The 22,540-nt window shown below is 38.6% G+C and carries 20 protein-coding genes; 9 read left to right on the top strand and 11 right to left on the bottom strand.

The genetic code is table 11. From position 1 onward, the window contains the following. Positions 1-85 precede the first annotated feature (85 nt). The 3 genes from PROVALCAL_RS05255 (at position 86) to PROVALCAL_RS05265 (ending at position 4,109) form a co-directional block, all read left to right on the top strand. Positions 86-1,648: a hypothetical protein gene (locus PROVALCAL_RS05255; protein WP_006658091.1), complete on the top strand. Its 1,563-nt coding sequence runs from the start codon at positions 86-88 to the stop codon at positions 1,646-1,648. Positions 1,649-1,722: 74 nt separating this feature from the next. After that, entirely contained in the window at positions 1,723-2,673 is a 951-nt protein-coding gene (locus PROVALCAL_RS05260; protein WP_006658092.1) for a carbamate kinase family protein, read from the top strand. A 53-nt stretch (positions 2,674-2,726) separates the two neighbouring features. Then, positions 2,727-4,109: an amidohydrolase family protein gene (locus PROVALCAL_RS05265; RefSeq protein WP_006658093.1), complete on the top strand. Its 1,383-nt coding sequence runs from the start codon at positions 2,727-2,729 to the stop codon at positions 4,107-4,109. A gap of 144 nt (positions 4,110-4,253) precedes the next feature. Here the strand turns inward: PROVALCAL_RS05265 and PROVALCAL_RS05270 are convergent, their stop codons facing one another. From PROVALCAL_RS05270 to PROVALCAL_RS05280, 3 genes are all read right to left on the bottom strand, one after another. Continuing rightward, positions 4,254-5,282 carry an isoaspartyl peptidase/L-asparaginase family protein gene (locus PROVALCAL_RS05270; RefSeq protein WP_006658094.1) on the bottom strand — a complete coding sequence of 343 codons (1,029 nt, stop codon included), beginning with the start codon at positions 5,280-5,282 and terminating at the stop codon, positions 4,254-4,256. A gap of 217 nt (positions 5,283-5,499) precedes the next feature. Continuing rightward, positions 5,500-6,531 (bottom strand): methionine synthase, encoded by a 1,032-nt coding sequence (locus tag PROVALCAL_RS05275; RefSeq protein WP_006658095.1) that lies wholly within the window; start codon positions 6,529-6,531, stop codon positions 5,500-5,502. 79 nt (positions 6,532-6,610) lie between these two features. Beyond that, a complete protein-coding gene (locus PROVALCAL_RS05280) occupies positions 6,611-7,588 on the bottom strand; it encodes a DUF1852 domain-containing protein (RefSeq protein WP_006661218.1) in 978 nt (325 codons plus the stop codon). Positions 7,589-8,806: 1,218 nt separating this feature from the next. Between PROVALCAL_RS05280 and PROVALCAL_RS05285 the strand changes: the two genes are divergently transcribed. Next, the gene (locus tag PROVALCAL_RS05285) at positions 8,807-9,142 is read left to right on the top strand and encodes a helix-turn-helix domain-containing protein (protein WP_006658097.1); all 336 of its coding nucleotides are present in this window, start codon (positions 8,807-8,809) and stop codon (positions 9,140-9,142) included. 91 nt (positions 9,143-9,233) lie between these two features. Next, complete coding sequence (locus PROVALCAL_RS05290) at positions 9,234-12,434, top strand: ATP-binding protein (protein WP_039861645.1); 3,201 nt, start codon at positions 9,234-9,236, stop codon at positions 12,432-12,434. Here PROVALCAL_RS05290 and PROVALCAL_RS05295 read toward each other — a convergent pair. From PROVALCAL_RS05295 to PROVALCAL_RS05320, 6 genes are all read right to left on the bottom strand, one after another. After that, positions 12,412-13,017, bottom strand: coding sequence for a LuxR C-terminal-related transcriptional regulator (locus tag PROVALCAL_RS05295; RefSeq protein WP_311135482.1), 606 nt, complete (start codon positions 13,015-13,017; stop codon positions 12,412-12,414). The genes PROVALCAL_RS05290 and PROVALCAL_RS05295 overlap by 23 nt on opposite strands. A gap of 191 nt (positions 13,018-13,208) precedes the next feature. After that, positions 13,209-14,198, bottom strand: a complete 990-nt coding sequence (locus PROVALCAL_RS05300) for a fimbrial protein (protein WP_006658100.1) — start codon at positions 14,196-14,198, stop codon at positions 13,209-13,211. A gap of 6 nt (positions 14,199-14,204) precedes the next feature. Continuing rightward, positions 14,205-14,924, bottom strand: a complete 720-nt coding sequence (locus tag PROVALCAL_RS05305; RefSeq protein ID WP_006658101.1) for a fimbrial biogenesis chaperone — start codon at positions 14,922-14,924, stop codon at positions 14,205-14,207. Between the two features lie 5 nt (positions 14,925-14,929). Continuing rightward, positions 14,930-17,404: a fimbria/pilus outer membrane usher protein gene (locus PROVALCAL_RS05310; RefSeq protein WP_006658102.1), complete on the bottom strand. Its 2,475-nt coding sequence runs from the start codon at positions 17,402-17,404 to the stop codon at positions 14,930-14,932. A 157-nt stretch (positions 17,405-17,561) separates the two neighbouring features. Next, complete coding sequence (locus tag PROVALCAL_RS05315) at positions 17,562-18,095, bottom strand: fimbrial protein (RefSeq protein WP_036978435.1); 534 nt, start codon at positions 18,093-18,095, stop codon at positions 17,562-17,564. Between the two features lie 244 nt (positions 18,096-18,339). Beyond that, entirely contained in the window at positions 18,340-18,609 is a 270-nt protein-coding gene (locus PROVALCAL_RS05320; protein ID WP_036978433.1) for a helix-turn-helix domain-containing protein, read from the bottom strand. Positions 18,610-19,318: 709 nt separating this feature from the next. Between PROVALCAL_RS05320 and PROVALCAL_RS05325 the strand changes: the two genes are divergently transcribed. The 3 genes from PROVALCAL_RS05325 to zinT are packed head-to-tail and all read left to right on the top strand — an operon-like array spanning position 19,319 to position 20,354. Next, positions 19,319-19,582 (top strand): type B 50S ribosomal protein L31, encoded by a 264-nt coding sequence (locus PROVALCAL_RS05325; protein WP_006661227.1) that lies wholly within the window; start codon positions 19,319-19,321, stop codon positions 19,580-19,582. Next, positions 19,579-19,713 (top strand): hypothetical protein, encoded by a 135-nt coding sequence (locus tag PROVALCAL_RS20150; protein ID WP_006658106.1) that lies wholly within the window; start codon positions 19,579-19,581, stop codon positions 19,711-19,713. The genes PROVALCAL_RS05325 and PROVALCAL_RS20150 overlap by 4 nt, the downstream gene beginning before the upstream one ends. Then, the gene (gene zinT / locus PROVALCAL_RS05330; RefSeq protein WP_036978523.1) at positions 19,713-20,354 is read left to right on the top strand and encodes a metal-binding protein ZinT; all 642 of its coding nucleotides are present in this window, start codon (positions 19,713-19,715) and stop codon (positions 20,352-20,354) included. Before PROVALCAL_RS20150 ends, zinT begins: the two co-directional genes overlap by 1 nt. Before the next feature lie 206 nt (positions 20,355-20,560). On the opposite strand, the gene PROVALCAL_RS05335 is transcribed toward zinT, so the two are convergent. Both PROVALCAL_RS05335 and PROVALCAL_RS05340 read right to left on the bottom strand, forming a co-directional pair. Next, positions 20,561-21,490, bottom strand: a complete 930-nt coding sequence (locus PROVALCAL_RS05335; protein WP_006658108.1) for a Dyp-type peroxidase — start codon at positions 21,488-21,490, stop codon at positions 20,561-20,563. Positions 21,491-21,775: 285 nt separating this feature from the next. Next, positions 21,776-22,048, bottom strand: coding sequence for a type 2 periplasmic-binding domain-containing protein (locus tag PROVALCAL_RS05340; RefSeq protein WP_006658109.1), 273 nt, complete (start codon positions 22,046-22,048; stop codon positions 21,776-21,778). Between the two features lie 183 nt (positions 22,049-22,231). On the opposite strand from PROVALCAL_RS05340, the gene PROVALCAL_RS19850 reads away from it, so the two are divergent. Further along, complete coding sequence (locus tag PROVALCAL_RS19850; RefSeq protein ID WP_207383130.1) at positions 22,232-22,405, top strand: hypothetical protein; 174 nt, start codon at positions 22,232-22,234, stop codon at positions 22,403-22,405. The last annotated feature ends 135 nt before the right edge of the window (positions 22,406-22,540 follow it).

Raw genomic sequence — 22,540 nt, forward strand, 5'->3', positions numbered from 1 at the left:
CGCATTCCCTGAATTATTCAGTGGCATAAGAGATAGACCGTCAACAACGTGCTGCTTATGGTGTGAGGGGAATGGGAGTAAGAATATGAGTCTATTAAATATTAAATGGAAACGTGGTGATTTGGCGGCTTATTTTGGTTTGATGACCAATAACCTCACGAACCTACTCACCATGATGGGCTTACTGATTTTTGTTGTCGGCATCCCAGCGGAAATTGTTTATGGTCGTATTGCCCCTGCATTTGGTTTTGCAGTATTACTTGCCAGTGTGAGCTACGCTTACTTTGGTCAGCAAATGATTAAGCAAACAGGGCGAACTGACGTCACAGCATTACCATCAGGTCCAAGTGCACCTTCTATCTTCACGGTCACTTTTTTAGTTATCATGCCGGTTTATCAAACCACGAAAGATCCTGAATTTGCGCTGCAAATCGCGTTGGTTTGGTGCTTTGTTGAATCGATGATTTTAGTGGGCGGATCTTTCTTGGGTGAAACCATCCGTAAAATGATCCCTCGCACCGTCTTATTATCTTGCCTATCAGGTCTTGGATTACTGCTACTGGCAATGAACCCGATGTTGCAAGCTTTCGAAGCACCAACGGTTTCCTTTATTGTCCTGCTGTTAATTTTCATTAACTGGTTTGGTAAAAAACCTATTTTTGCACGTATTCCTACCGGATTGTTACTGCTTATCGCGGGGTCAGTCTTGGCGTGGGTTTCTGGGTTGCAAAGCCCTGAAGCGATTACGGCATCCATGGCGTCATTTGGCTTTAACCCGCCAAGTATTCATGTGGATAGCTTCTTCCAAGGTTTACCTCATGCACTGCCTTACTTAGCATCCGCAGTACCATTAGGTTTAGCTAACTATATCTTCGATCTTGAAAATATTGAAAGTGCTCATGCCGCAGGTGACGAGTACAACACACGCAAGGTGATGTTAGCAAACGGCTTATCTTCAACGGTGGGTGTGGTACTGGGTAACCCATTCCCAGTCACTGTTTATGTTGGACATGCTGGCTGGAAAGCCATGGGTGCGAGTGTCGGTTACACCTTGGCATCCGGTATCACGATGTTCATCGTACCGCTATTTGGTATTGGGGCATTTATGTTAGCGGTGATCCCAATGACTGCGATTGTGCCTATCTTGGTGTTTATCGGGGTCGTGACCGCAAACCAAGTTGTTCGAGAAACGCCGAAAATTGAAGTACCCGTCATTTTCATCTGTCTGTTCCCATGGATAGCTAACTGGGCATTGACGATGGTCAATAGCGTGATGGGGGCTGCAGGGACATCTGCAAGTGCCATTGGTACGGAAGTTTTATTACACAAAGGTGTTTATTATCAAGGTCTTGTTCACTTAGGTAACGGTGCACCACTGGCGAGTATGTTATGGGGCTGTATTGCTATCTTCGCTATCTTAAATAAACCATTACGTGGTGCGATTGCAGCAGCAGTCGGTGCGGTTTTGGTCTTCTTCGGTATCATTCACTCTCCAGCAGTGGGCATTGCGACAGGATCAACATTGATGTTTGTCTACGCATACCTCATGATGGCCGCTTTGTTTGTTATCAAACATTTTTTAGATGGTCGCCAAACGGTGGAGCAGCAACAAGCTGAGAAAGCTGAAAAGCTTAGCAAATCAGCGTAATAAGCCAATCTTTATAGTGGGTGTACTCAGTACGCCCACTCTCTGCCAAATTTTCGGTATCAGGATAGTTAATCATGAAAGAACTCGTGGTTGTTGCCATCGGGGGCAACAGTATTATTAAAGATAACAGCAGCCAATCCATTGAAGCTCAAGAAAAAGCAGTTCAAGAAGTGGCTCAGCACATCAGCGATATGCTTAAAGGTAATTACAATATTGTGCTGACTCACGGTAATGGACCGCAGGTAGGGTTGGATTTGCGTCGCGCTGAGATTGCCCATGTGACGGAAGGCCTACCGTTAACACCTCTGGCTAACTGTGTAGCAGATACTCAAGGGGGTATTGGCTATTTAGTCCAGCAAGCACTCACTAACGTATTAGCTCAGCAGCAGCATCGCCAAGCGGTAACTGTCGTGACTCAAGTCGAAGTGGATAAGAATGACCCTAACTTTGCTGCCCCGACGAAGCCAATTGGTGCGTTTTTCAGCAAAGAGCAAGCTGAGTTGTTGCAAAAGGAGAACCCAGACTGGCATTTTGTGGAGGATTCGGGACGTGGATACCGCCGCGTGGTGGCATCCCCGGAACCTAAGCGAGTGATTGAATCTGCGGCCATTCGCACATTGACCGAACATGATTATGTGGTTGTGGCGGCGGGTGGTGGTGGTATCCCTGTGGTGAATAATGGACGGGGCGGTTATCAAAGTGTGGATGCCGTGATTGATAAAGATTTATCGACGACATTGTTGGCTAAAGAGTTGAATGCCGATATTTTGATCATCACCACGGGCGTTGAAAAAGTGTGTATTCACTTTGGCAAACCGGAACAAAAAGCGCTTGGTGAAACTTCCACGACGGATATGCAGCGTTATATGGCAGAAGGACATTTCCCTGCGGGGAGCATGCTACCGAAAATCGAAGCCAGTTTATCGTTTATCGCTAATGGCGGTAAGCGCGTGATTATCACGACTCCTGAAGCGCTGCCTGCGGCGTTACGTGGCGAGACGGGAACCCACATTATTCAAGGCTGAGTCTCACTCGACCTCACGATATGAGGTCGAATTATCGATGATAAGGAGTTGCTATGGATGTAGAACAATTGTCGGGCAGAAGAGAATTTCTGACCACGAGTGCAAAAGTGGTAGCCGCTTGTACATTATTAGGAGCGATGTCTGCGGGAGCAGCGCCACAAAATGTACCGCAATCTGGTGTTTCTCGTATTGAGGATAAGCATTATTATTTAGATGATGCATTACTGGAAACGGGCTTTAACTTCCGTGATAGTACGGTTATTGGCACGCAAACTGCGTTACAAACCATCGAGATTAATGATGGAAAAATCGTGGCGGTTTTACCTAACAAGCAGCATCCTAACTCAGCGTTGAATGCCTATAGTGCACAGGGTAAATTGATGCTGCCTGCATTTCGAGATATGCATATCCATTTGGATAAAACCTTCTACGGCGGACCTTGGCAAGCACCGCAATCCCGTGAAGGCAAAACCATTATGGATATGATCACGTTAGAGCAGAAAATGTTGCCTGAATTGCAGCCTTTCACTCAGGAACGAGCGCATGGATTGATCGATCTGATTCAATCCCAGGGTTCGACCATCGCGCGCAGTCATTGCAATATTGAACCTGTTTCTGGATTAAAAAACCTTGAAGCACTGCAAACGGTGTTGGATAAACGTCAGCAAGATCTCACCTGTGAAATTGTGGCTTTCCCTCAACATGGTTTACTGCTATCAAAATCAGTCCCTTTGATGCGAGAAGCGATGCAAGCGGGGGCGCACTATGTGGGCGGGCTAGATCCGACCAATGTTGATGGGGCGATGGAAAAATCCCTTGATGCGATGTTCCAGATTGCACTGGATTATAACAAAGGGATTGATATCCATCTGCATGAGACAAGCCCAGCAGGACTTGCCGCTATCAACTATATGATAAAAACGGTGGATGAAAACCGAAGCTTGCGTGGCAAGGTGACAATTAGTCATGCCTTTGCATTAGCTATGTTAAATCCTGAAGATGCCGATGCGATGGCAAAACGCTTGGCTGAGCAGCAGATCACTATAGCCTCGACCGTGCCTATCGGGACATTGCATATGCCATTAAAAACGCTGAATAAAAATGGTGTGTTTGTGATGACAGGGACTGACAGTGTGATTGATCACTGGTCGCCATTTGGTCTCGGGGATATGTTAGAAAAAGCCAACTTATATGCGCAGTTGTACACGCGTCCGGATGAGTTGGCATTATCTCGTTCCCTTGCCATCGCCACGGGCAATGTATTGCCGTTGGATGAAAAGGGCCAGCAAGTGTGGCCAGCAAAAGGCGATGATGCCAGTTTTGTGCTGGTGGATGCCTCTTGCTCAGCAGAGGCGGTTGCGCGTATCTCTCCAAGGCAAGCTGCGTTCCATAAAGGGTATTTGGCCAGTGGTGCAGTTGAAAAGTCATTAGGCTGAGAGCCGTTGTTTATATAGGCGTAGTTAATAACACATTGATCTATAACATTAATTTATAAATAATAGGTTGTAAATCAAGGTTATAAAGCCCACATTGGTGGGCTTTTGTATTTTTATGACGTAGCGAATTTAAATGCGAGGAACTTAATCGTTTTTATAAATCGCGACTTGCGGTTTGCCATCATTACCGATTGTTCCGCGATACATGCCTTCAGAGTTAAACTCCATGGCATAGTTACCTGATTTATCTAACACAATCACGCCACCACTTCCGTTGAGCTCTTTGACTTCATCCAGTGCATTACGGGCTGCTTGGTCAATCGGGGTTTTGTTGTATTTGACTTGAGCGGCAATGTTATGTGCGGTGGCTGTGCGGATAAACATTTCACCAGAGCCGGTGGCGGAAACCGCGACAGTGTTATTGTCTGCATAGTTACCCGCTCCAATAATTGGAGAGTCACCAACGCGACCAAAGCGTTTGTTAGTCATGCCGCCCGTGGAGGTTCCTGCCGCAATATTGCCGTTTTTATCGAGTGCGACCGCGCCAACAGTGCCATATTTATAGTCATACATCATCGGGTCAACAAAGAGAGCCGCATTTTTGCCATCGTGATCGAGAACCACTTTCTCTTTTTCTTTTGCTTTTTGGAGCTGTTCCCATCGGAAGTCGGTACGAAAGTAGGATGGATCAACAATTTCAAGGCCTTGTTCTGCCGCGAATTGTTCTGCACCTTTAGATACCATCATGACGTGAGGGCTTTTGGTCATGACGGCATAAGCGGCATTAATCGGATTTTTGATATTGGTGACGCCCGCGACAGCACCTGCTTTGCGGTTGCTACCATCCATAATAGAAGCATCCATTTCATTTTTACCCTCATGGGTAAATACCGCCCCTTTCCCTGCGTTAAACAGTGGGGAATCTTCCATGACATTGATCGATGCTTGAACTGCATCGAGGCTGCTGCCTCCTTTGTTGAGTACGGCATAGCCGGCTTCCAACGCTTGTGTGAGCTTTTCTTGATACTCTTTTTCTTGTTCGGGAGTGATAGTGTTTTTTGTAATAGTACCGGCTCCCCCGTGGATCACTAATCGGATTGGTGGCTCGCTTGCTGCATAAGCGTGCAAAGAAAATGAAGCTGCAAATAAACATCCTAGTAGAGATAATTTCATGGGTTATATCCTTCCAGTTATTTAGTTATTAGTCACTTTTTGAGCAAAAAAAGTATAGGATTGAAAATAGATAGCTAACAATATTGTTCGGTAAGTTCTGTGAGAGTGGTTGAAATAATTGCTTGAAATTTCAGTAAGACAAGACAGAAAATGAGTGGTTATGAAGAGGAAGCGTTTTGATATTTGGCGATGGTGAGATCGCCAAATGATGGGTAATTTACTTTGTAGCAAGCTCTTTTCGGATAATCTCAGCACCCGCACTTAAGGCATTGAGCTTACCTCTAGCAACGTCGCGCGATAATGGCGCCATGCCACAGTTGGTTGATGGGTACAGCTTATCTGCATCAACAAATTGAAGGGCTTTTCGCAAGGTATTGGCGACTTCTTCTGGCGTTTCTATGGTATTTGTTGCCACATCAATGGCGCCGACCATCACTTTCTTTCCGCGGATCAGTTCAATTAAATCCATTGGTACATTGGAGTTGTGGCATTCTAGAGAAACAATATCGATGTTTGAGCTTTGCAGTTTTGGGAAAGCTTCTTCGTATTGTCGCCATTCTGAACCTAGCGTTTTTTTCCAATCGGTATTGGCTTTGATACCATATCCATAACAGATATGTACCGCTGTTTCACATTTCAGCCCTTCAATGGCTCTTTCTAGCGCAGCAATTCCCCAGTCGTTTACCTCATCAAAAAATACGTTAAATGCTGGTTCATCAAACTGGATAATATCGACCCCCGCAGCTTCTAACTCTCTCGCTTCTTGGTTAAGAATTTTGGCAAATTCCCACGCTAATTTTTCACGACTTTTATAGTGATTGTCATAGAGTGTATCAATCATGGTCATTGGACCGGGTAATGCCCATTTTATCGGCTTGTTGGTTAATTGGCGTAAATACTTGGCATCTTCCACAAATACGGGTTTTTGACGAGCGACTGCGCCGACCACGGTCGGTACGCTGGCATCGTAACGGTCGCGAATTTTAACGACCTGACGCTTCTCAAAATCGACACCGCTCAAATGCTCAATAAAGGTCGTGACAAAGTGTTGACGAGTTTGTTCGCCATCACTGACGATATCGATCCCAGCGCGCAGTTGGTCATCGAGTGATAAACGTAGCGCATCTTGTTTGCCTGCGATAAGTTCTTCGTTATGCAATTTCCATGGCGACCAGAGTTTCTCTGGTTCTGCTAACCAAGATGGCTTAGGTAAGCTACCGGCAGTTGAAGTGGGTAATAATCTTTTCATGACAGGTGACCTTTTATTTTATTTTTAGTTATGCGTTATTTTGTGAAAGCGAATTGATTTTCTAAATCGATGCGCTCTATTAAGCCGAATACTGTGCAGACCATTTCTCCAGAATGTTTTGATAGGGTTTAATGAAGTGTTCTTCAGTAAATTTCCCTTGCTCAATGGCGAGTTGGCTGCGCTCTTCTCGGTCATAGACAATTTTGGTTAATGAATAATCCTGTTGATTCAGGCTTGGCTGATAGCATTCTCCCGCCACCGCGTTGGCATTATAAATTTCAGGACGGTAAATTTTTTGGAATGTTTCCATTGTGCTGATAGTGCTGATTAACTCAATGTTGGTGTAGTCGCTCAGCAAGTCTCCCGTAAAATAAAAAGCTAAAGGGGCAACACTATTTTTCGGCATAAAGTAACGGACTTGTAAGCCCATTTTGGCGAAGTATTGCTCTGTTAAAGAGGCATTAGTTGGCTGATATTCAATGCCTAATATAGGGTGCTGATTTCCTGTACGATGGTAAGTCTCTCTATTAGAGACACTCAAACAGATCACCGGTGATTTAGTAAAATTGGCTTTGTACTCATTGGAATGAATAAAAGACTTGAAAATATTGCCATGTAAGCAGCCAAATTTATTTGGAATGCTAAACTCAGCTTTATCTTTATTATGTTCCAGCAGTAACACGCTAAAATCATAGTCCCGCACATAAGATGAAAAGTTATTCCCGACAATGCCTTCAATTCGCTGCTGAGTTTTCTGATCGATAATGTTAGTTTTTAAAATTTCAATCACTGGGAAAGTGCTGTCTTTCTCCTTGATGTTCATTTCTACAGAGATAATTTCCAGTTCAACAGCATAGCGGTCGCTTGTAGGGTTATCCCAAAAGACCAGTGAGTTGAAGCGGTTGTTGATCATCGTCAGTGTGTTACGTAAATTTTCTTGACGGTTTTTGCCTCGCGCTAAATTAGCAAAGTTCGTCGTAATTCGCGTATTTTCTGATGGATTATAGTTTTCATCAAAAAGGCTGCGTGTAATGTTAAAGGTAAAGTGTGTATTCATCGTATTCTGCATCCTAGCTGTAACTCTAATAGGAAAACGGCGTTCACTGCTTGATTGCCGAGAAGTTGCCTGTTTTCTCATTCATCAATCTTATGTTGCCAGTAAGTTAATATGTTTAATTTATGCCAGAGTGAGGAAGGGAGAGAAAGCGACTTAATTTCATTACCAACATGAACAAATTTCATGATGATAAAATAGGGGGGATAAATGGGTGTGATTCTAAAGGCATTCCCTTGTGAGTGGGGTCGTTAATTTGACTTGTGTTTTTTGAGTTTATCTTTACTAGGTAATATATTTGTTTCTCTTAAGAATCATCTTAAAAAAGATTCATTTCTTAACATTTTATTTTTAACATTTCTTCATTTAATACTGTGCTCTAGAATAGAGAGTTAATAGAGTAAATTGAGGGTAAATAATGTTTTACACTTTTTTCGAAGGGGTAAATGTATATTTGTTAATGTTGTGTTAATTTATTTCAAGAGGCTATTTGTTCTAGAGTATATCGAAATAAATAAATATAACCGCATGATTATAAATGGTTTGTTTTTCATTTTGTTTTTTATGGCTAAATAGTATGCTAGACAGAATAAAATAGCATTTAATGTGAAAATATTTCACCAAATCGATAATGTTCGTAAAAAATTTCTTTCAATAAAAATTGGGTATATAACTGATTTTTAATACAAAAAAAATTATAAAATTAAGGCTCGGAAATTATATCAATTGACCTTATCCTACCAAGTTGTATTTAATACCTTAAAAATCATATAGGTATGTTTTAGGGGACAATATAAACTATAAACGTAAAAATAGTATTTATCGTTACTCGCTATTTGCGTGTGGTTGAGTGCCTTATTTTATTTTTAATAAAAATGATAAATTTTTATATATAAGAATGTGGTGTTTAGAATTAAAAAAGACAGAATATTATTTTTTATGGCAGGTTATTGTACTTAATGAATATTTAAATAAAATATAACCTAATATGTAAAGTTGAAAATTAGATGTAAACTTAAATCTACATGAATATTGTATGAAATACGCTACTACCATAAAGATAAAAATATTTAATGTATCTATTTGATTGCGTCACTATTGTGAAGCTAGCAATATTCATTTTCGAATAAGGAATACCTTATATTATAGGGTTATCTACCTAGCTATAATTTGAGGGTTAGGAAGTGGGTTTAATTTATGACACTAAGGTCGTTATCTATCATGAAAAAAGAAAAATTATATTATATCAGTCAACTGATAGGAAAATGCATGCAGGAATACCGCATAGAAAAGGGAGTTAGTGGGGAGTGTGTTGCAAAAAAGTTAGGTATTAGTCAACAACAATTATCTCGATACGAGCGTGGTGAGAATGCTCTCACTGTTGATGTACTATTTAAATATTTATTAATTATTGAGGTTAACTTCCCTGATTTTTATCACCGATTATTTTATATCATTGGGCGTCACCCTAAATTATCTATGTATATTTCAGGTTTAAATGGATTTGGCTGGGAACTTGATGATTTAAAAGATTATTATACATCAGCAATTGTATAGGTATTAACGCTAAAACTTTTCTGTTTAGTTGGCTTATCTTATATTAATATAAATATATTGGATTAGACCTATCATAGCAGAGAATAGTACTATGCCAAATAAATTACCCACTGCTTTTTCTCGTATAACGCGCAGTTCTGGGCGAACTAATAGTATATTAACAGTGACTCTGCCTCTTTTACTCGTATTACTCACAACATTATTTTGGAGTGCTAATAAAATAGTTCACCAAGAAACTAGACGATTAGAAGTTGAATTCAAATCTTTTATTGGCTATTTGATAGAACAAGAAATTTTTTTAAAAGCATTAAATAAACAAGATCAGGATTTATCAGAACTGCTAGAAAGTAGAACCTATTCAATAAATGATCAGTTTTTGCCGAGAGATTGGCCATTAAGGCTATTAGAAGGCAAAGAATCTATAGTCGCAATGCCATTTACGTTAGCGTGTGGCAACAATTTAGAGTGTTCTAGAGTCCCGAGTATCTTATTTTCACTCGGCGCATATTTAGCTGATTTTTACTCTACATTTTGGGGGCGCTCTTACTATCCCGCGGCGGCGGTATTTTTTATTAATGAACATGACTATATCAGTATTAGTGTCCCATCCGTAGGCACGCTAATGGGGAATACAGCCATATCACCTGAATTGTTTCGTGCAGTAACCGATAGTATTAGAGATAATTTACCAGTAATAAACAAACAGTTTGCTGACATACAATACGACGAACAAGAAATGCCCGTTATTTGGTTAAAAGCAGATAAATTTAAAAATAACTTGCTGGGTATCGTTCCCGCAGGTTTTGATGCCAATTTATGGCAAAATGCCCATCTCTCCCCTAAAAATATTTATGCAGTCTCTCTAGTCAGTAAAGACCATCTCAGCGTGCTAGAGAAAATATTGAACCCAACATTGAGGCATGAATTCTGGCTATTACATGATGACTTTGGTTTATTACTGGGTGATTCTCCAGTGCCTACTGAGCCATCGGAAGGTATTTTCTATACTCAAAATGGTTTAGTCATGAAGTTAAGCTTTAAAGATACAGATTGGATAGGTTATTACAGAATTAGTTACGCTGCATTTTTCGAAGATAATATGTGGTTACCGATTAGTCTTGTTATATCTCTACTTTTTAGTTTGTTATGTGGCTGGGGATATAAGAAGTGGTACCATAGAAAAATTCTACAGCCAGCAATACTTTCTCAGCAAGTTATCGTCGAAAGCGAAGCGTTTAATCAAACATTGATTGCAACAACGCCGATAGGGCTCTGTGTTATTGATACAGAAACTCAAGATCTTCGTTTTGCGAATGAGCTCGCTAAGTATTGGTTAAATATACCCAATACTGATTCTCCTCACGATTCAATGGAATATAATGAACTACTGAGCCGTGTTATTTCTGAACAGGAAAAAGTGACAACTGTTTTAAAATCAGGGGAACACGTATTATATATTGTTAGCACTGCAACTCATTATCAGCAACGTCCTGTTATTTTATGCGCATTTACTGATATCACAATACAAGCTGAAACTGAAAAACAGCTTAATCATGCTAAACGCCTTGCGGAAGAAGCGAATCAAGCAAAGTCTAATTTCTTAGCCACGATGAGCCATGAGATACGCACGCCACTTTATGGCATTATCGGGACATTAGAATTATTAGAAAACACGGCTTTATCACCAAAACAAAAACACTTTATTGATAGGATGTCGACAACATCTCAGTTATTAATGCATCTTATTGGGGATATTCTTGATATCAGTAAAATTGAAGCGAACCAAATTCATATCCAACATATATCGTTTGATCTACTCGATTTAATACAACACACCGTTCAGTTATATCAAGGGCTAGCTCAGCAGAAAAAGTTGCTGCTATTTGCTATTATTGATCCCAATATTTATGCCGTCAGAATTGGTGATGCGGCAAGGCTACAACAAATATTTGGCAACTTATTAAGTAATGCTATTAAGTTTACCCACAATGGAAAGGTTACGGTTGAATTAAGGAACGGCACAAATAACAATATAATATTATTTGTCAATGATACCGGTGTGGGGATCAGCCAAGAACAGCAAGAAAAACTGTTTGAGCCTTTCTATCAAGCCCACTCAGGGCAGCATACCTATGGTGGTACTGGTTTAGGCTTATTTATCTGTGCCGAGTTGGTAAAACTTATGGGGGGAGAAATCAGTGTCACCAGTAATCTTACGGTAGGTAGCTCTTTCCAAATTACCTTACCGTTAGAATTCGATAAAAACAATATTCAGTGGAAGAGTTTAACAGGGGCGAATATCTGGCTACGAACAATCGACCCATTATTAACCAATAATATTTATAATTGGTTAATTCGGTGGGGAGCAAAAGTTTATTTTACCGAAGCGGAATTACCAACAGATACATCATCGGTCATTGCTGTCAGTATATTCATTCAGGATTTCTCTTTACCTCAAGATTGGCATGGAAAGATATGGATAAGTGATGATGCAAGTTTCCGTTTATCGGAATTTAATCAACAGCTCTTCTTATTAAAAGATGAGGATAATTCAGCATTACCATTAACATGCCCAATCTTACAAACACCTTCATATGCTAATGAATATTCTTTGCGCGTTTTAGTGGCAGAAGATAATCCGATTAACCAAGTTACGCTTCAAGAACAATTAGAATTACTCGGTTGTGAAGTCTTTATGGCAAGTGATGGTGAGGAAGCTTTAGTGGTTTGGGATAATCAAGTTGTCGATATTATATTAACTGACGTTAATATGCCTTATCGCGATGGATATGAATTAACCAAGCAGTTGCGTAGTGAAGGTGAAACGTGTCCAATTATTGGCGTGACAGCCAATGGCTTAAAGGATGAAGAGGAGCGCTGTTTAGCCGCAGGAATGGATACTTGGCTAGTGAAGCCTATTGAGTTAGAAACGTTAGTCAAATTATTTAATCGTTTTTTCCCTACCTATTCATCAGGTATGACTTCTGATGCCGTCACGATGGCGTTGATTAATCCGCTCGATAGCAATGATAGGGCGAATATAATTCAACATTTTACGGCTGATATTCATGACCTTTACCAAGCCGTCAATGATAATAATATCGACGTTGTAAAGCAGCTTTCTCATCGTATTCGAGGGGCACTAGTCAGTGTAAAACAACGTGACCTTGCCAGTAAACTTCAAGTACTAGAAGAACAGTTAACAGAATCCAATACAGCGGAGTCCTATACCGCGATTTGTGATGAATTAACCCATTGGCTAAATCAGCTTAATCAAACAAATGGTGCGTAATGCAATAGCTAATCAGTGCTTGGTTATTTTCAACTCTTAATTTACGCATTGCAGCATTTTTTTGTAGGCTAATCGTCTTATCACTTCTGTTGAGCAGTTTCGCGATTTCAACAATCGGCTTACCTTGGACAAATAATCGCAATACCTCTAACTCACGAGGCGAAAGTGTTTTCACTCTTTCATCCAGTGTGGAGGCATTGCGGCTTTTCATTGTTGTCGTTAAATCAACAATAGGTTGGCGATATTGCTTTCCTTGACCGGCTAAAGTGATTGCTTTGATTAATTCTGGTAATGGCGCTTCTTTTGAGACAACAGCATTCACATTGTTATCATATAAAGTCTGAATAATCATTGGGTTAGATATCATTGTTAATACGACTAATGCGATGTTCGGGTACTTCCGACGTAGAAATTGGATATAATTTTGTCCATCACTAGATTGTGTGTTATTGGGCATCATGTAATCAGTCACAATCACATCAACCGTGTGGCTTTTTAAAAAAGCAAACAGATCAGAATCATTCGTAAATTCCCCTTCAATAGAAAAATGGAGTGATTGGGATAATGTTTTTTTAATCCCGATAGGACAATTGGATGGTCATCGACGAGGACTAAGGTTAACTTTTTCATCTAAGTTACTCCTTATGAGGGGGCTTGATATTTAGTATAACAACGCCGAAAAAATGTCAAATGGTGACTGTCTATTTAAGGTTATATTTTTGAATGCAGACCACCTGTGATAGACATTTTTATCATAACAGGTGGTCAAGGTGACTAATAAGAAACAACAACGCGTATGGTTTTCGAAAAGGGGCCAGAGGTTATTGAACGTCCACTAATCTGACTTAAGGTTGCAGTGTAAGGTACATTTACAGGAGATTGAGGCTTAATTTCACCAATCGCATAGTTTTGATTAAAGTCTAATTCTGTTGCGTTACTTTTGATGACAGTTTGCAATCCGTTTCCCATATCAAGGTATTTGTTCCCCAATACCGTATTATTGTTAGGTTCAAATCGCACTGAAACATTTAACCCAGTTTCACAATCTTGAGATACCGCCATACCCACATTAAATGTGCGACTCACAGCTTCTCCTGCGTTCATTTGTTTTGGTGAGATAGTGCCAAAGTTAACACTTCCGCCATTTGATGCGGTTACACTGACTGCGGGTGTCGGACAAAGCAATGTTAAATTACCCACGATACGTATATAAACAGGAGCACCAAGGTATTTACCTTGATAATCTTCATGATATCCCAATAGAACATTGCCCGTATCAAAGGGTTTCAAGGCATTGGACCCTTTTATGACGACAAAATTATACATGATACCTATATTTACCGTGGTTCCTACCGCCGGTTGACTCCAATGCCCTAAATCTATACTTGGAACATTTGAGTCTGTGAGGGTGGCAGTTATTCCTCCACCAATTGCACTTCGCTGAGTCACCGTAACTCCACTGTTAATTAAAAGCGTTTTTGTTTGCGCAGAGAGGACATTTTTAAAATAAACATGATTGGGCGCCGCTACGCTACCTGTAAAATTACAGGTGAAAGACATAAATGAAGATGATGCTGTTGCTAATGTGGTTCCTGGTGATATAGTGGTACTGCTGCTTTTGATATCAAAGGTAATATTTTCCTGTAAGAATTCTTCACCATTTAAGGCCTGACAATTCGTTACTGCGCCAAAGGCATTAAAACTCAAAAATGAAAAGCAACATAAAATAATGGGTACAACTTTCTTAAAATAGGGGGGCATCATTTCTTCCTATTTATCATTAACCAATGTACAGGTTGTACTTTGGCAGGTGTAATTTAATAGCTTTGGCGTGCCATAATCATCAATGTACGTTATGACCATTTTCGGTGATTTTGTTTTGTTATCGGGTAATGAATACACCGAATTACTATTTGGCTTAATGATAATTTCTTGGAAGTTATCAACTTTGCTTAAATTGTCATTAATATTAATCACAACAACATGATATGGCGTTGGGTTAGTGAGTTTTAATGAATTTCCTGTTTTTTCAACTTTTAACTCTTTTTGCCAGTTATTATCAGGATATTTTTTTAATCCTGTTGGGCGATAAAAAAGTTTAAATCTTGATTGAATAACAATCTCAACTGCATTTTCAATTTCACTTTTCGGGGGAATTCCCAATATATTAAAATAGAATAAGGTTTCTTTATCTTCCGCGGCGTTGAGATTATTTTTCGATGCACTGATTCTCACTTGTTTCTTTTGCTTAGGATCAATGCGCTGTAATAGTGGTAATGCAATTAATGGTTCATTAATCTTATGACCATTTTCATTTTCAATCCACGATTGCACTAAAAAGGGATCTTTATTATCCGTATTTTCAACCACAATACTCACACCTTTACTGGCTTCATCATAAATAACCCGCGTACGATCGGCTGAGATTGAGGCATGCGCGCATGTGCATGCTAATAATAGACTACTAATAATTAATTTAAATTTTCTCATGGTATTTATTCTTTATTACAAATTACATTATGAATATTTTGGATGTTTTGGTTTTCAATCATTAATTGACATGATTGTCCGCCATTCCATTTAATAGTTAATTTTTGATTCGATTGAATTCCAGTCAAATAAACTTGACCGTCTTCTGCAATCATCCCTAATACAGTATCTTTTGCTGAGTCATAAACTAACGCTCCAAATGGTGGTGTTTTCCCGTCAGGAAAGTGAATAGTCATTAACGCTTTTTCACCAATAACTGTATTGAGTTTTGCATAGCCAACTGCGCCATCCGTTAATGTTGATTCAATCACGCTATCATCAATACTGACATTGTCAGGGATACTATTCAGATCAATATATTGAGTGGATTTGTAGTATGTTGGCACATTACTAATTGCCGCTAAACCAAATCTATTGGTAATCGACTCATCTTTATTGATAGAAACATCTTTAGCGTTATCAGTATCAATAACCATTCTTGCCTGATTATCATATACTCTGCGATGTAACACAGGACCTTGGCTCGTAACAGTTAATGAACCATTTAATGACCCACTTAAGGTGTGATAATCATTACCATATGACCCCGTCATTTGAGCTGTACCATATTGAGTATCACGATATATCGACGTATTTAATGTTGTATTATCAAAAAAGTCTTTTGTTGACACACCTAAACTGACGTTATTGTTGTCTATATTTGTATGGTAGCTAACGTTATTACTGTATTTTTTATCGCGGTCATTGTAAGAACCAAAATATTGTAAACGTGAATTTTTTTCGCCACCAAAGGGAATACTTAATGAAAGATAAGCTTGTTTAGAGCGTTTACCTTCTACATAGCTACTTTCGCTAATAGATAATGAGAGAAGTGCATTATCAAAAAAGTCATTTTTAATCGTTTTATTGAATGACAAGTTTAACGTGTCATTACTTTTGGATTCATTCCAATAACTTTCTCTCGAATAGCTTAAACTCACATCTGAATTTAAATCAGGAATTTGTTGTGTAAATGAGGTCGTAAAAACATTTTTTTGACGAAAATGAAGATTCGTTGGATTACCTTTTGTATAAATGAAATTATTGACGGACATAAACCCTTCATTTGAGAATTGATATCCCGTTAAATCAAGTCGACTTGAATTTGAGAATCGCTTTGCATAGTTGATTCTATAGCTTTCTCCAGTGCCTGAATTCGTCGTATGTAAATGATTTTTAGATTGCGTAACATCAAATGATATGGCTCCCAAAGACTCCATATTTAAGCCTATACCAGCATTATATGCATAGTATTCGTTATCTGACGTTGCAAATAGTCCACCAAAGGCGGATAAGTTGTTCAATAATCCCCAAGAAAATTCGGTTGAGATAAAGTTATTATTGACATTTTTATCATCCATTGGGGCTAATTGACCGGCATTTAATTTATATTGCAACATGCCAGGTCGGGTTAAAAATGGGATATTTGTTGATGATATTTGGTATTCTCTCACCGACCCATCTTCTTCGGTTATTTTTACATCTAACGTTCCAGATAAAGCAGAGCTCAAGTTATCAATTGAAAAAGGTCCAGGCGCAACTTTGACTTGGCTTAATATACGACCATTCTGAGAAATGACGACGGTTGCATTACTCGTTGCTGTACCTGTTACATTAGGGGCATAGCCTCTTAAAGCAGTAGGTAACATATTATCATCAGTAAAAATACTGACACCGTTGAAGCGTACAGAATCAAAAATTTGGCTGGCAGTATAATATTTCCCGGCAAAAAACTTAGCCGATAAGTCCGGTAAATCAGTAAAAATATACGTTTGAACCCATTTGAAATTATCATTCTTATTATCATTAAAATCTTTTTGTAATTGATAATTACTGCGGATTCTCCAACGCCCAACGTTAGCGCCAATAGTACCAAATGAGCTTAAGTTATTTGTATTTTGAGTATTTTTATATTTGATGTAGTTTTCAACAATATTATAATCCAATACAAGCGCATTAATTCCTACTTCGCGTTGCATAGGGGGAACCCAGTTTTCATCTGAATATAAAAAGTAGGCTTGTGGTATTGATAATGCAAGCTCTTGCTTTTCATCATCAAAGTGCGATGTAATATTGTCATCTTGAACAGACAAGTCATAGCATTGACCCTCTGCCCACGTAGGTATCTTATTAATAAACTCTTGTTTTAAGCCGATAACTTCGACTAGTTTTTGTGATATACAAGGCTGTACGATTCCATTTCTATTGATAAAATCGATTTTATCAAAAAAGTTTATTCTTCGGTCATTGATAGATACGTTAGAAAAATAAGCGCCTTCCTGTGAGGCTCCTTTTTCAAATGAACTTAAATCAATATCTGTATTACCAGAAATGGATAAAGCGTCTTGATTAAATTGAACAGAGTCTGCATTAACATAGTTTGAATATAAAAATAAGCTAGAAATTAAACTAGTCACTATGTTTTGTTTAAATTTGTTCATTTTTTATTGACCGGAGTATGCTATAAAAATATTATTTTTATTGATTTTTTTAAAATAGATAAAACTGGATATACTATAAATATAAGGCATAGCATACCCAGTAAATTAATTACTAATTAAAATTTAATATAAAGATTTATAATATTAATTTTAAAAATTACTGGTAATCTAAAACGTAAGCTACGGTTGATTTAACTGACCCCGAAGTTGCTTGACCTAACGCTTGCATACGTGCAGATAAATTAATGGTATTTGCTCCCGCAGCCATGTTTTGGGTAATAGTATCGCCAGACTTGATGCTTTGACCTGCATCATTTTGGAATAATACGCCAACATTCTGTGCAGTACCCGTGCTTGCCCATAAGCTACCAGCAGGATCCATTTGACCCGTGAAGCTGACTTTTACTTTAGAAAAATCTGTTCCGCTTGTTGTTGGGTCTAATACACAGTCAGATAATTCTAAGGTGAAGTCTACATTAGGACCTTGTGCGCCAGCAGTTTTTAATGATACTGCGGGTACTGAACCTAATTGAACTTCTTTATTTACTGAAGATGGCGCAATTGTACAGGCACCAGTATTCACTGTGCCATTAAATTCAATAGTACCGCTTCCTACATCTGCTGCAAATGCAGTGGATGCCGCACCTAAAGTTAATGCGATAATTGAAGAGGTTAATAATGTCTTTTTCATTTTTAAATCCTTAATATACATAGTACTGATTCTAATAAACTAAGACTTTGCCTTAGCTGGTTAATTACGTGATACCAATATAAATTGGTACCACAGTGATTTGATGGAAATTTAAGTGTTCATTAATTTTAATGATTTATAGTGCCCGAAAACATGAGCATAGATTATTATTAAAGAGGATGGATAAATATAAGGAGATCCTTAAAAGCTGTGGCTTGCTACGTCTAATGCAATTGCTTATTAATTATAAATACGTCTCTGTATTCACCGTCCAGTTATTTATTTGTACTGTGGAAATATCTTCAAAAAAGTAATGTATACTTATTTTGAAAAAATCAGCAATCATGACTAATGAGTCTATATCAATTCTATTGATACCACGTTCATAACGAGAGAACTGTTGTTGACTCACATTTAAATATGCTGCAATTTCTGTTCCTGTTAATCCATACTCTTTTCTCAGTTTTTTTATTCTGCTCCCCACTATTTTGGCAATAGGATATTTTCCTGTCATTTTTATTTCCTTCATGACATATAAGTTTGAAGTTGAGTAATGCTTAACATCAACAGGCAAAAATTCTAATTAAATAAAGATAAAACCTCAAATGCATTGACGAGTAAGAAATAAAAACAATGATTAATTTTATTTCTTAAATTTATAAGGTTTAGACCTCATTCAGCTAATTTTACATTCATATATTAAATTTAATGAAACAATCACTGAGAGTAACATCATTTTTCAGGTAAACGTCGTGATTAAATATGGATGTTTATCCTTACTTATTCAAAAATACGGTTGTTTTATCTAGATAGTAACTTAATAGTGGTTATATCGGATTAAATACTGCCAAGTTGGAATCCTTGATGGGAAATATACGATTAACATCATGTTTTAAATTATGAATTTTTACGGGCAGAGTGATAGATACGTGTCGAACGTGATCAAAATCGAAAGTTTAGAATTGCTTTTACCTTAATCCTCTTCTTATGCAAATGAATTGCTATTGATCATAAAACGCTTTCATTGACTGCAATTTTCGCCATCAACTTTGACTTGGATTTGCTTCATCGCATGCGTTCGATTTTCCGATCGTACTGCTTGGTATTTTTAATCATCAGCCAATAAGCCGGGTAAACCATAGAAATATTAAGGCTAAAAAAGAGTAGTCAACGATGAAAAAAAATATTAATGTTATATTATAACATAACAAGTGGAGGTGGCTATGAAGCCGAATATTCATCCGGATTACCGGACAGTGATTTTTCACGATACTGCTGCTGATGTGTATTTCAAAGTTGGGTCAACGATAAAAACAGAGAGAACCGTTGAATTTGAAGGGCAAAATTATCCCTATGTGACTCTTGATGTCTCCTCTCACTCTCATCCGTTCTATACCGGTAAGCAGAAAAATCATTCTCAGGAAGGTAATGTTGCTCGCTTTAATAAGCGTTTCGGAAATTTTGTTCAGACAAGAGAGGAAAAATGATGCACGTATTATGCTCATTGGCATGGAAAAAAACAGATTATCAGGATGGTAAAATGACTCGTCGCGATATTTTTATCGACTCAATTTGTAAGTCAAATCAGCGTGTTCAAGCGGCATTGGAGGCAGTATGATGACAAAAAACATGCTTCCATTGGTTTTGTTAACCAGTTTATTCAGTGGCGTGGTGATGGCACATGGGCATCATAATGATAAACCGCAGACTGAAGCGCAACGCCAAGCTGCAAAAGGTATTTTTTCGGACAAGGATGTTCAAGATCGTCAATTGAGTGATTGGGATGGTGTTTGGCAATCTGTTGAACCTTATCTCGCTGATGGGACTTTGGATCCTGTTATGCAAGCAAAAGCAGTAAAGAATAAGGACAAAACAGCCGAAGAGTACCGAGCTTATTATGCTAAAGGGTATAAAACCGATGTGGATATGATTGGTATTGAAAATAATATCATTGAGTTTCATCGCGGCGATAAGGTCACTCAATGTAAATATGATTATGCGGGTTATCGGATTTTAAATTACACCTCGGGGAAGAAGGGGGTTCGCTACTTATTTGAGTGTAAAGATAAAAGTAGCCAAGCTCCTAAATTTATCCAGTTCAGTGATCATATTATTGCACCGGAAAAAGCGGGGCATTTCCATCTTTATATGGGGAATGAGTCGCAGGAAGCGTTATTGACTCAGTTAGATAATTGGCCGACTTATTATCCCTATTCGATGAATGGAAACGATATTGCTCACGAAATGCAACACCACTGATAATCTATTCGCCTAGTTATTTAACGTTTGCACCCCCAGAGTTTATTCTGGGGGCATATCAGCCATCATGCACATCAGAGTGTCAAAGATAGCCATTAAGAATACTGCGATAATGATGAATAAAACACAGAGAAAAAATGCCGAGTAATAAATCAAAAAGGAACCAATAGATAAATTTCTTGGTTCCTAGCATCCTGTAAAATCAATTATTCAATATCATCTAACATGGAAGGAGGTGGAATGAAAAATAGCGTTCCCGTGATGGGGGTGCTGTATTTTAATAATTCATCCGTTGCACCATTATCTGCCCCACTAAACATATTTTTCAACATGCGATGGGTTGTTGAAAAATATCGTGCATAGCCGATGAAATAAGTACCATATTCATTTTTAGAAGGATTAGAAAATGGCATATTCGCACGAACGATTTTGAGATCTTCGCCATGCTCATCTTGTATATTGGTCACAACGTTATGAGAGCTTGGTAATTTCTGCTGATCGGATAGCTCGACGTCATTAAACTTATGACGACCAATCACCTTTTCTTGCTCTTCTGTGGTGAGATTTTGCCACGCCGTCATATCGTGAATGTATTTCTGGACAAAGGCGTAGCTTCCACCGATAAAATTAGGATCCTCTTCACCAATCACCGCATAATCAACACGCTCATCTTCCATTTCAGGGTTTTCAGTACCATCGACAAATCCAATGATAGAACGACCATCCATATAGCGGAACCCATGAACTTCATCAACATGTTCTACAAAATCACCGAGATTTTGGCTGATAATAGAGGCTAATTCGTAGCAGGCTGAGACATTTAACGCTCTAATATGGAAGAAGATATCACCAGGGGTAGAAACGGCAGTGAAGTTTTTGCCTTTGATCTCTTTAAATGGGCTGAGTTCTTTGGGAGTAGAGAGTTGAGGAAAAAGCGTTTGCCACGCTTGAGCGCCGAACCCCATAACACAGCTCGTTTCTAATGCGGGGAAGCGAGTTCTCATACTACGAATAAGACCTGAGAAATTATTACAAAATTCCACTAGCTCATCACGATACTTATCTTTATCCGTTATATTAAAAACGAGAAAATAAGAGTTTTCACTAGGGGATTTTGTTACATCTTGATATTTCATGTGATTTATACTCTTTCTGCTGTTTTATTTACGTTAGGATACAACTTGGTGCACCGCTTTCATAATGCTTTTTAATATCAAAAAATAAGTTTTTGTTGTATTAACGGCGGCAGGGTAGGGATACAAGAGAACAACATCGTCCAATTTTGCCGCGAATTTCTGAATTTAAATGGGTGACTATTTATCATCAAAAGCTCGCTAAGCTGGGGCATTGTATTAACACACTCCAATTGATGGCTTTTTCATTATTTTAAAAATACAGAAAATCATTAAACAGGAGTCATTTTACTTTAATGCTTCTTGTTCAAGCCATTCCAAAGACAAAGTTAATGATAATGACTTGTCAACATCAGGTGCAGCCAGCGCTGCATATTGACTGCCAGTGACCTGAACTTGGAAAGGTGCTTGAAGTCTTTTTTTATTTAAATCATGCGAAAGTGTTGGAAGCTCTGCAATTCCAATACCTAAACCATCAATGACAGCTTGCATACTTAAATAGTTATGTTCAAAACGTTGAAACCTCAGCGGATATAAACCTTCTATGCCTGCTTCTTTCATCCATTTTTCCCATTCGACTACTCATGTATTTGAGGCCACAAATACGTGAGCGGTGAGACGGATATCAGAGACATCATGGAAATTTATATCTGCATAACAATCGTTGCCATATTCACGGGTGCATTAAGTGGAATCGTTGGTACAAGATCTTCTTTAATCCTTCTCCCTATATTGGTAAATATATTGGGTCCTAAATCAGCGATGCCGATAATGGCAATCGCCGCGATTATTGGCAATATCTCACGTATTGGACGTGGTGGCGGGAGGTGGACTGGCGTGCTACGTTGGTGTATTCGTTACCCGGTATTCCTGCAGCTTCAATGGGGGAGGGGGACAGTAACGAGAGATGATACATAACCTGAAGAGATGGAAAAGTTAGATGAAATCGGTGGACCTACTTGCTTCAACTTAGCTGGGCAATTTTTGCGGGCAGCATATAATCCCATAGTCAGCATTTAGCGGGAAGTCGCTATAAGAGAACTAGAGGGTATC

The organism is Providencia alcalifaciens DSM 30120 (assembly GCF_000173415.1).
In the GTDB taxonomy this organism is placed as follows: Bacteria; Pseudomonadota; Gammaproteobacteria; order Enterobacterales; family Enterobacteriaceae; genus Providencia; species Providencia alcalifaciens.

What these genes read in the sequence shown, in the direction of transcription:
- PROVALCAL_RS05255 (WP_006658091.1), top strand. Translation starts at nt 86, where the DNA reads ATGAGTCTATTAAATATTAAATGGAAACGTGGTGATTTGGCGGCTTAT.
- PROVALCAL_RS05260 (WP_006658092.1), top strand. Translation starts at nt 1,723, where the DNA reads ATGAAAGAACTCGTGGTTGTTGCCATCGGGGGCAACAGTATTATTAAA.
- PROVALCAL_RS05265 (WP_006658093.1), top strand. Translation starts at nt 2,727, where the DNA reads ATGGATGTAGAACAATTGTCGGGCAGAAGAGAATTTCTGACCACGAGT.
- PROVALCAL_RS05270 (WP_006658094.1), bottom strand. Translation starts at nt 5,282, where the DNA reads ATGAAATTATCTCTACTAGGATGTTTATTTGCAGCTTCATTTTCTTTG.
- PROVALCAL_RS05275 (WP_006658095.1), bottom strand. Translation starts at nt 6,531, where the DNA reads ATGAAAAGATTATTACCCACTTCAACTGCCGGTAGCTTACCTAAGCCA.
- PROVALCAL_RS05280 (WP_006661218.1), bottom strand. Translation starts at nt 7,588, where the DNA reads ATGAATACACACTTTACCTTTAACATTACACGCAGCCTTTTTGATGAA.
- PROVALCAL_RS05285 (WP_006658097.1), top strand. Translation starts at nt 8,807, where the DNA reads ATGAAAAAAGAAAAATTATATTATATCAGTCAACTGATAGGAAAATGC.
- PROVALCAL_RS05290 (WP_039861645.1), top strand. Translation starts at nt 9,234, where the DNA reads ATGCCAAATAAATTACCCACTGCTTTTTCTCGTATAACGCGCAGTTCT.
- PROVALCAL_RS05300 (WP_006658100.1), bottom strand. Translation starts at nt 14,198, where the DNA reads ATGATGCCCCCCTATTTTAAGAAAGTTGTACCCATTATTTTATGTTGC.
- PROVALCAL_RS05305 (WP_006658101.1), bottom strand. Translation starts at nt 14,924, where the DNA reads ATGAGAAAATTTAAATTAATTATTAGTAGTCTATTATTAGCATGCACA.
- PROVALCAL_RS05310 (WP_006658102.1), bottom strand. Translation starts at nt 17,404, where the DNA reads ATGAACAAATTTAAACAAAACATAGTGACTAGTTTAATTTCTAGCTTA.
- PROVALCAL_RS05315 (WP_036978435.1), bottom strand. Translation starts at nt 18,095, where the DNA reads ATGAAAAAGACATTATTAACCTCTTCAATTATCGCATTAACTTTAGGT.
- PROVALCAL_RS05320 (WP_036978433.1), bottom strand. Translation starts at nt 18,609, where the DNA reads ATGACAGGAAAATATCCTATTGCCAAAATAGTGGGGAGCAGAATAAAA.
- PROVALCAL_RS05325 (WP_006661227.1), top strand. Translation starts at nt 19,319, where the DNA reads ATGAAGCCGAATATTCATCCGGATTACCGGACAGTGATTTTTCACGAT.
- PROVALCAL_RS20150 (WP_006658106.1), top strand. Translation starts at nt 19,579, where the DNA reads ATGATGCACGTATTATGCTCATTGGCATGGAAAAAAACAGATTATCAG.
- zinT (WP_036978523.1), top strand. Translation starts at nt 19,713, where the DNA reads ATGACAAAAAACATGCTTCCATTGGTTTTGTTAACCAGTTTATTCAGT.
- PROVALCAL_RS05335 (WP_006658108.1), bottom strand. Translation starts at nt 21,490, where the DNA reads ATGAAATATCAAGATGTAACAAAATCCCCTAGTGAAAACTCTTATTTT.
- PROVALCAL_RS05340 (WP_006658109.1), bottom strand. Translation starts at nt 22,048, where the DNA reads ATGAAAGAAGCAGGCATAGAAGGTTTATATCCGCTGAGGTTTCAACGT.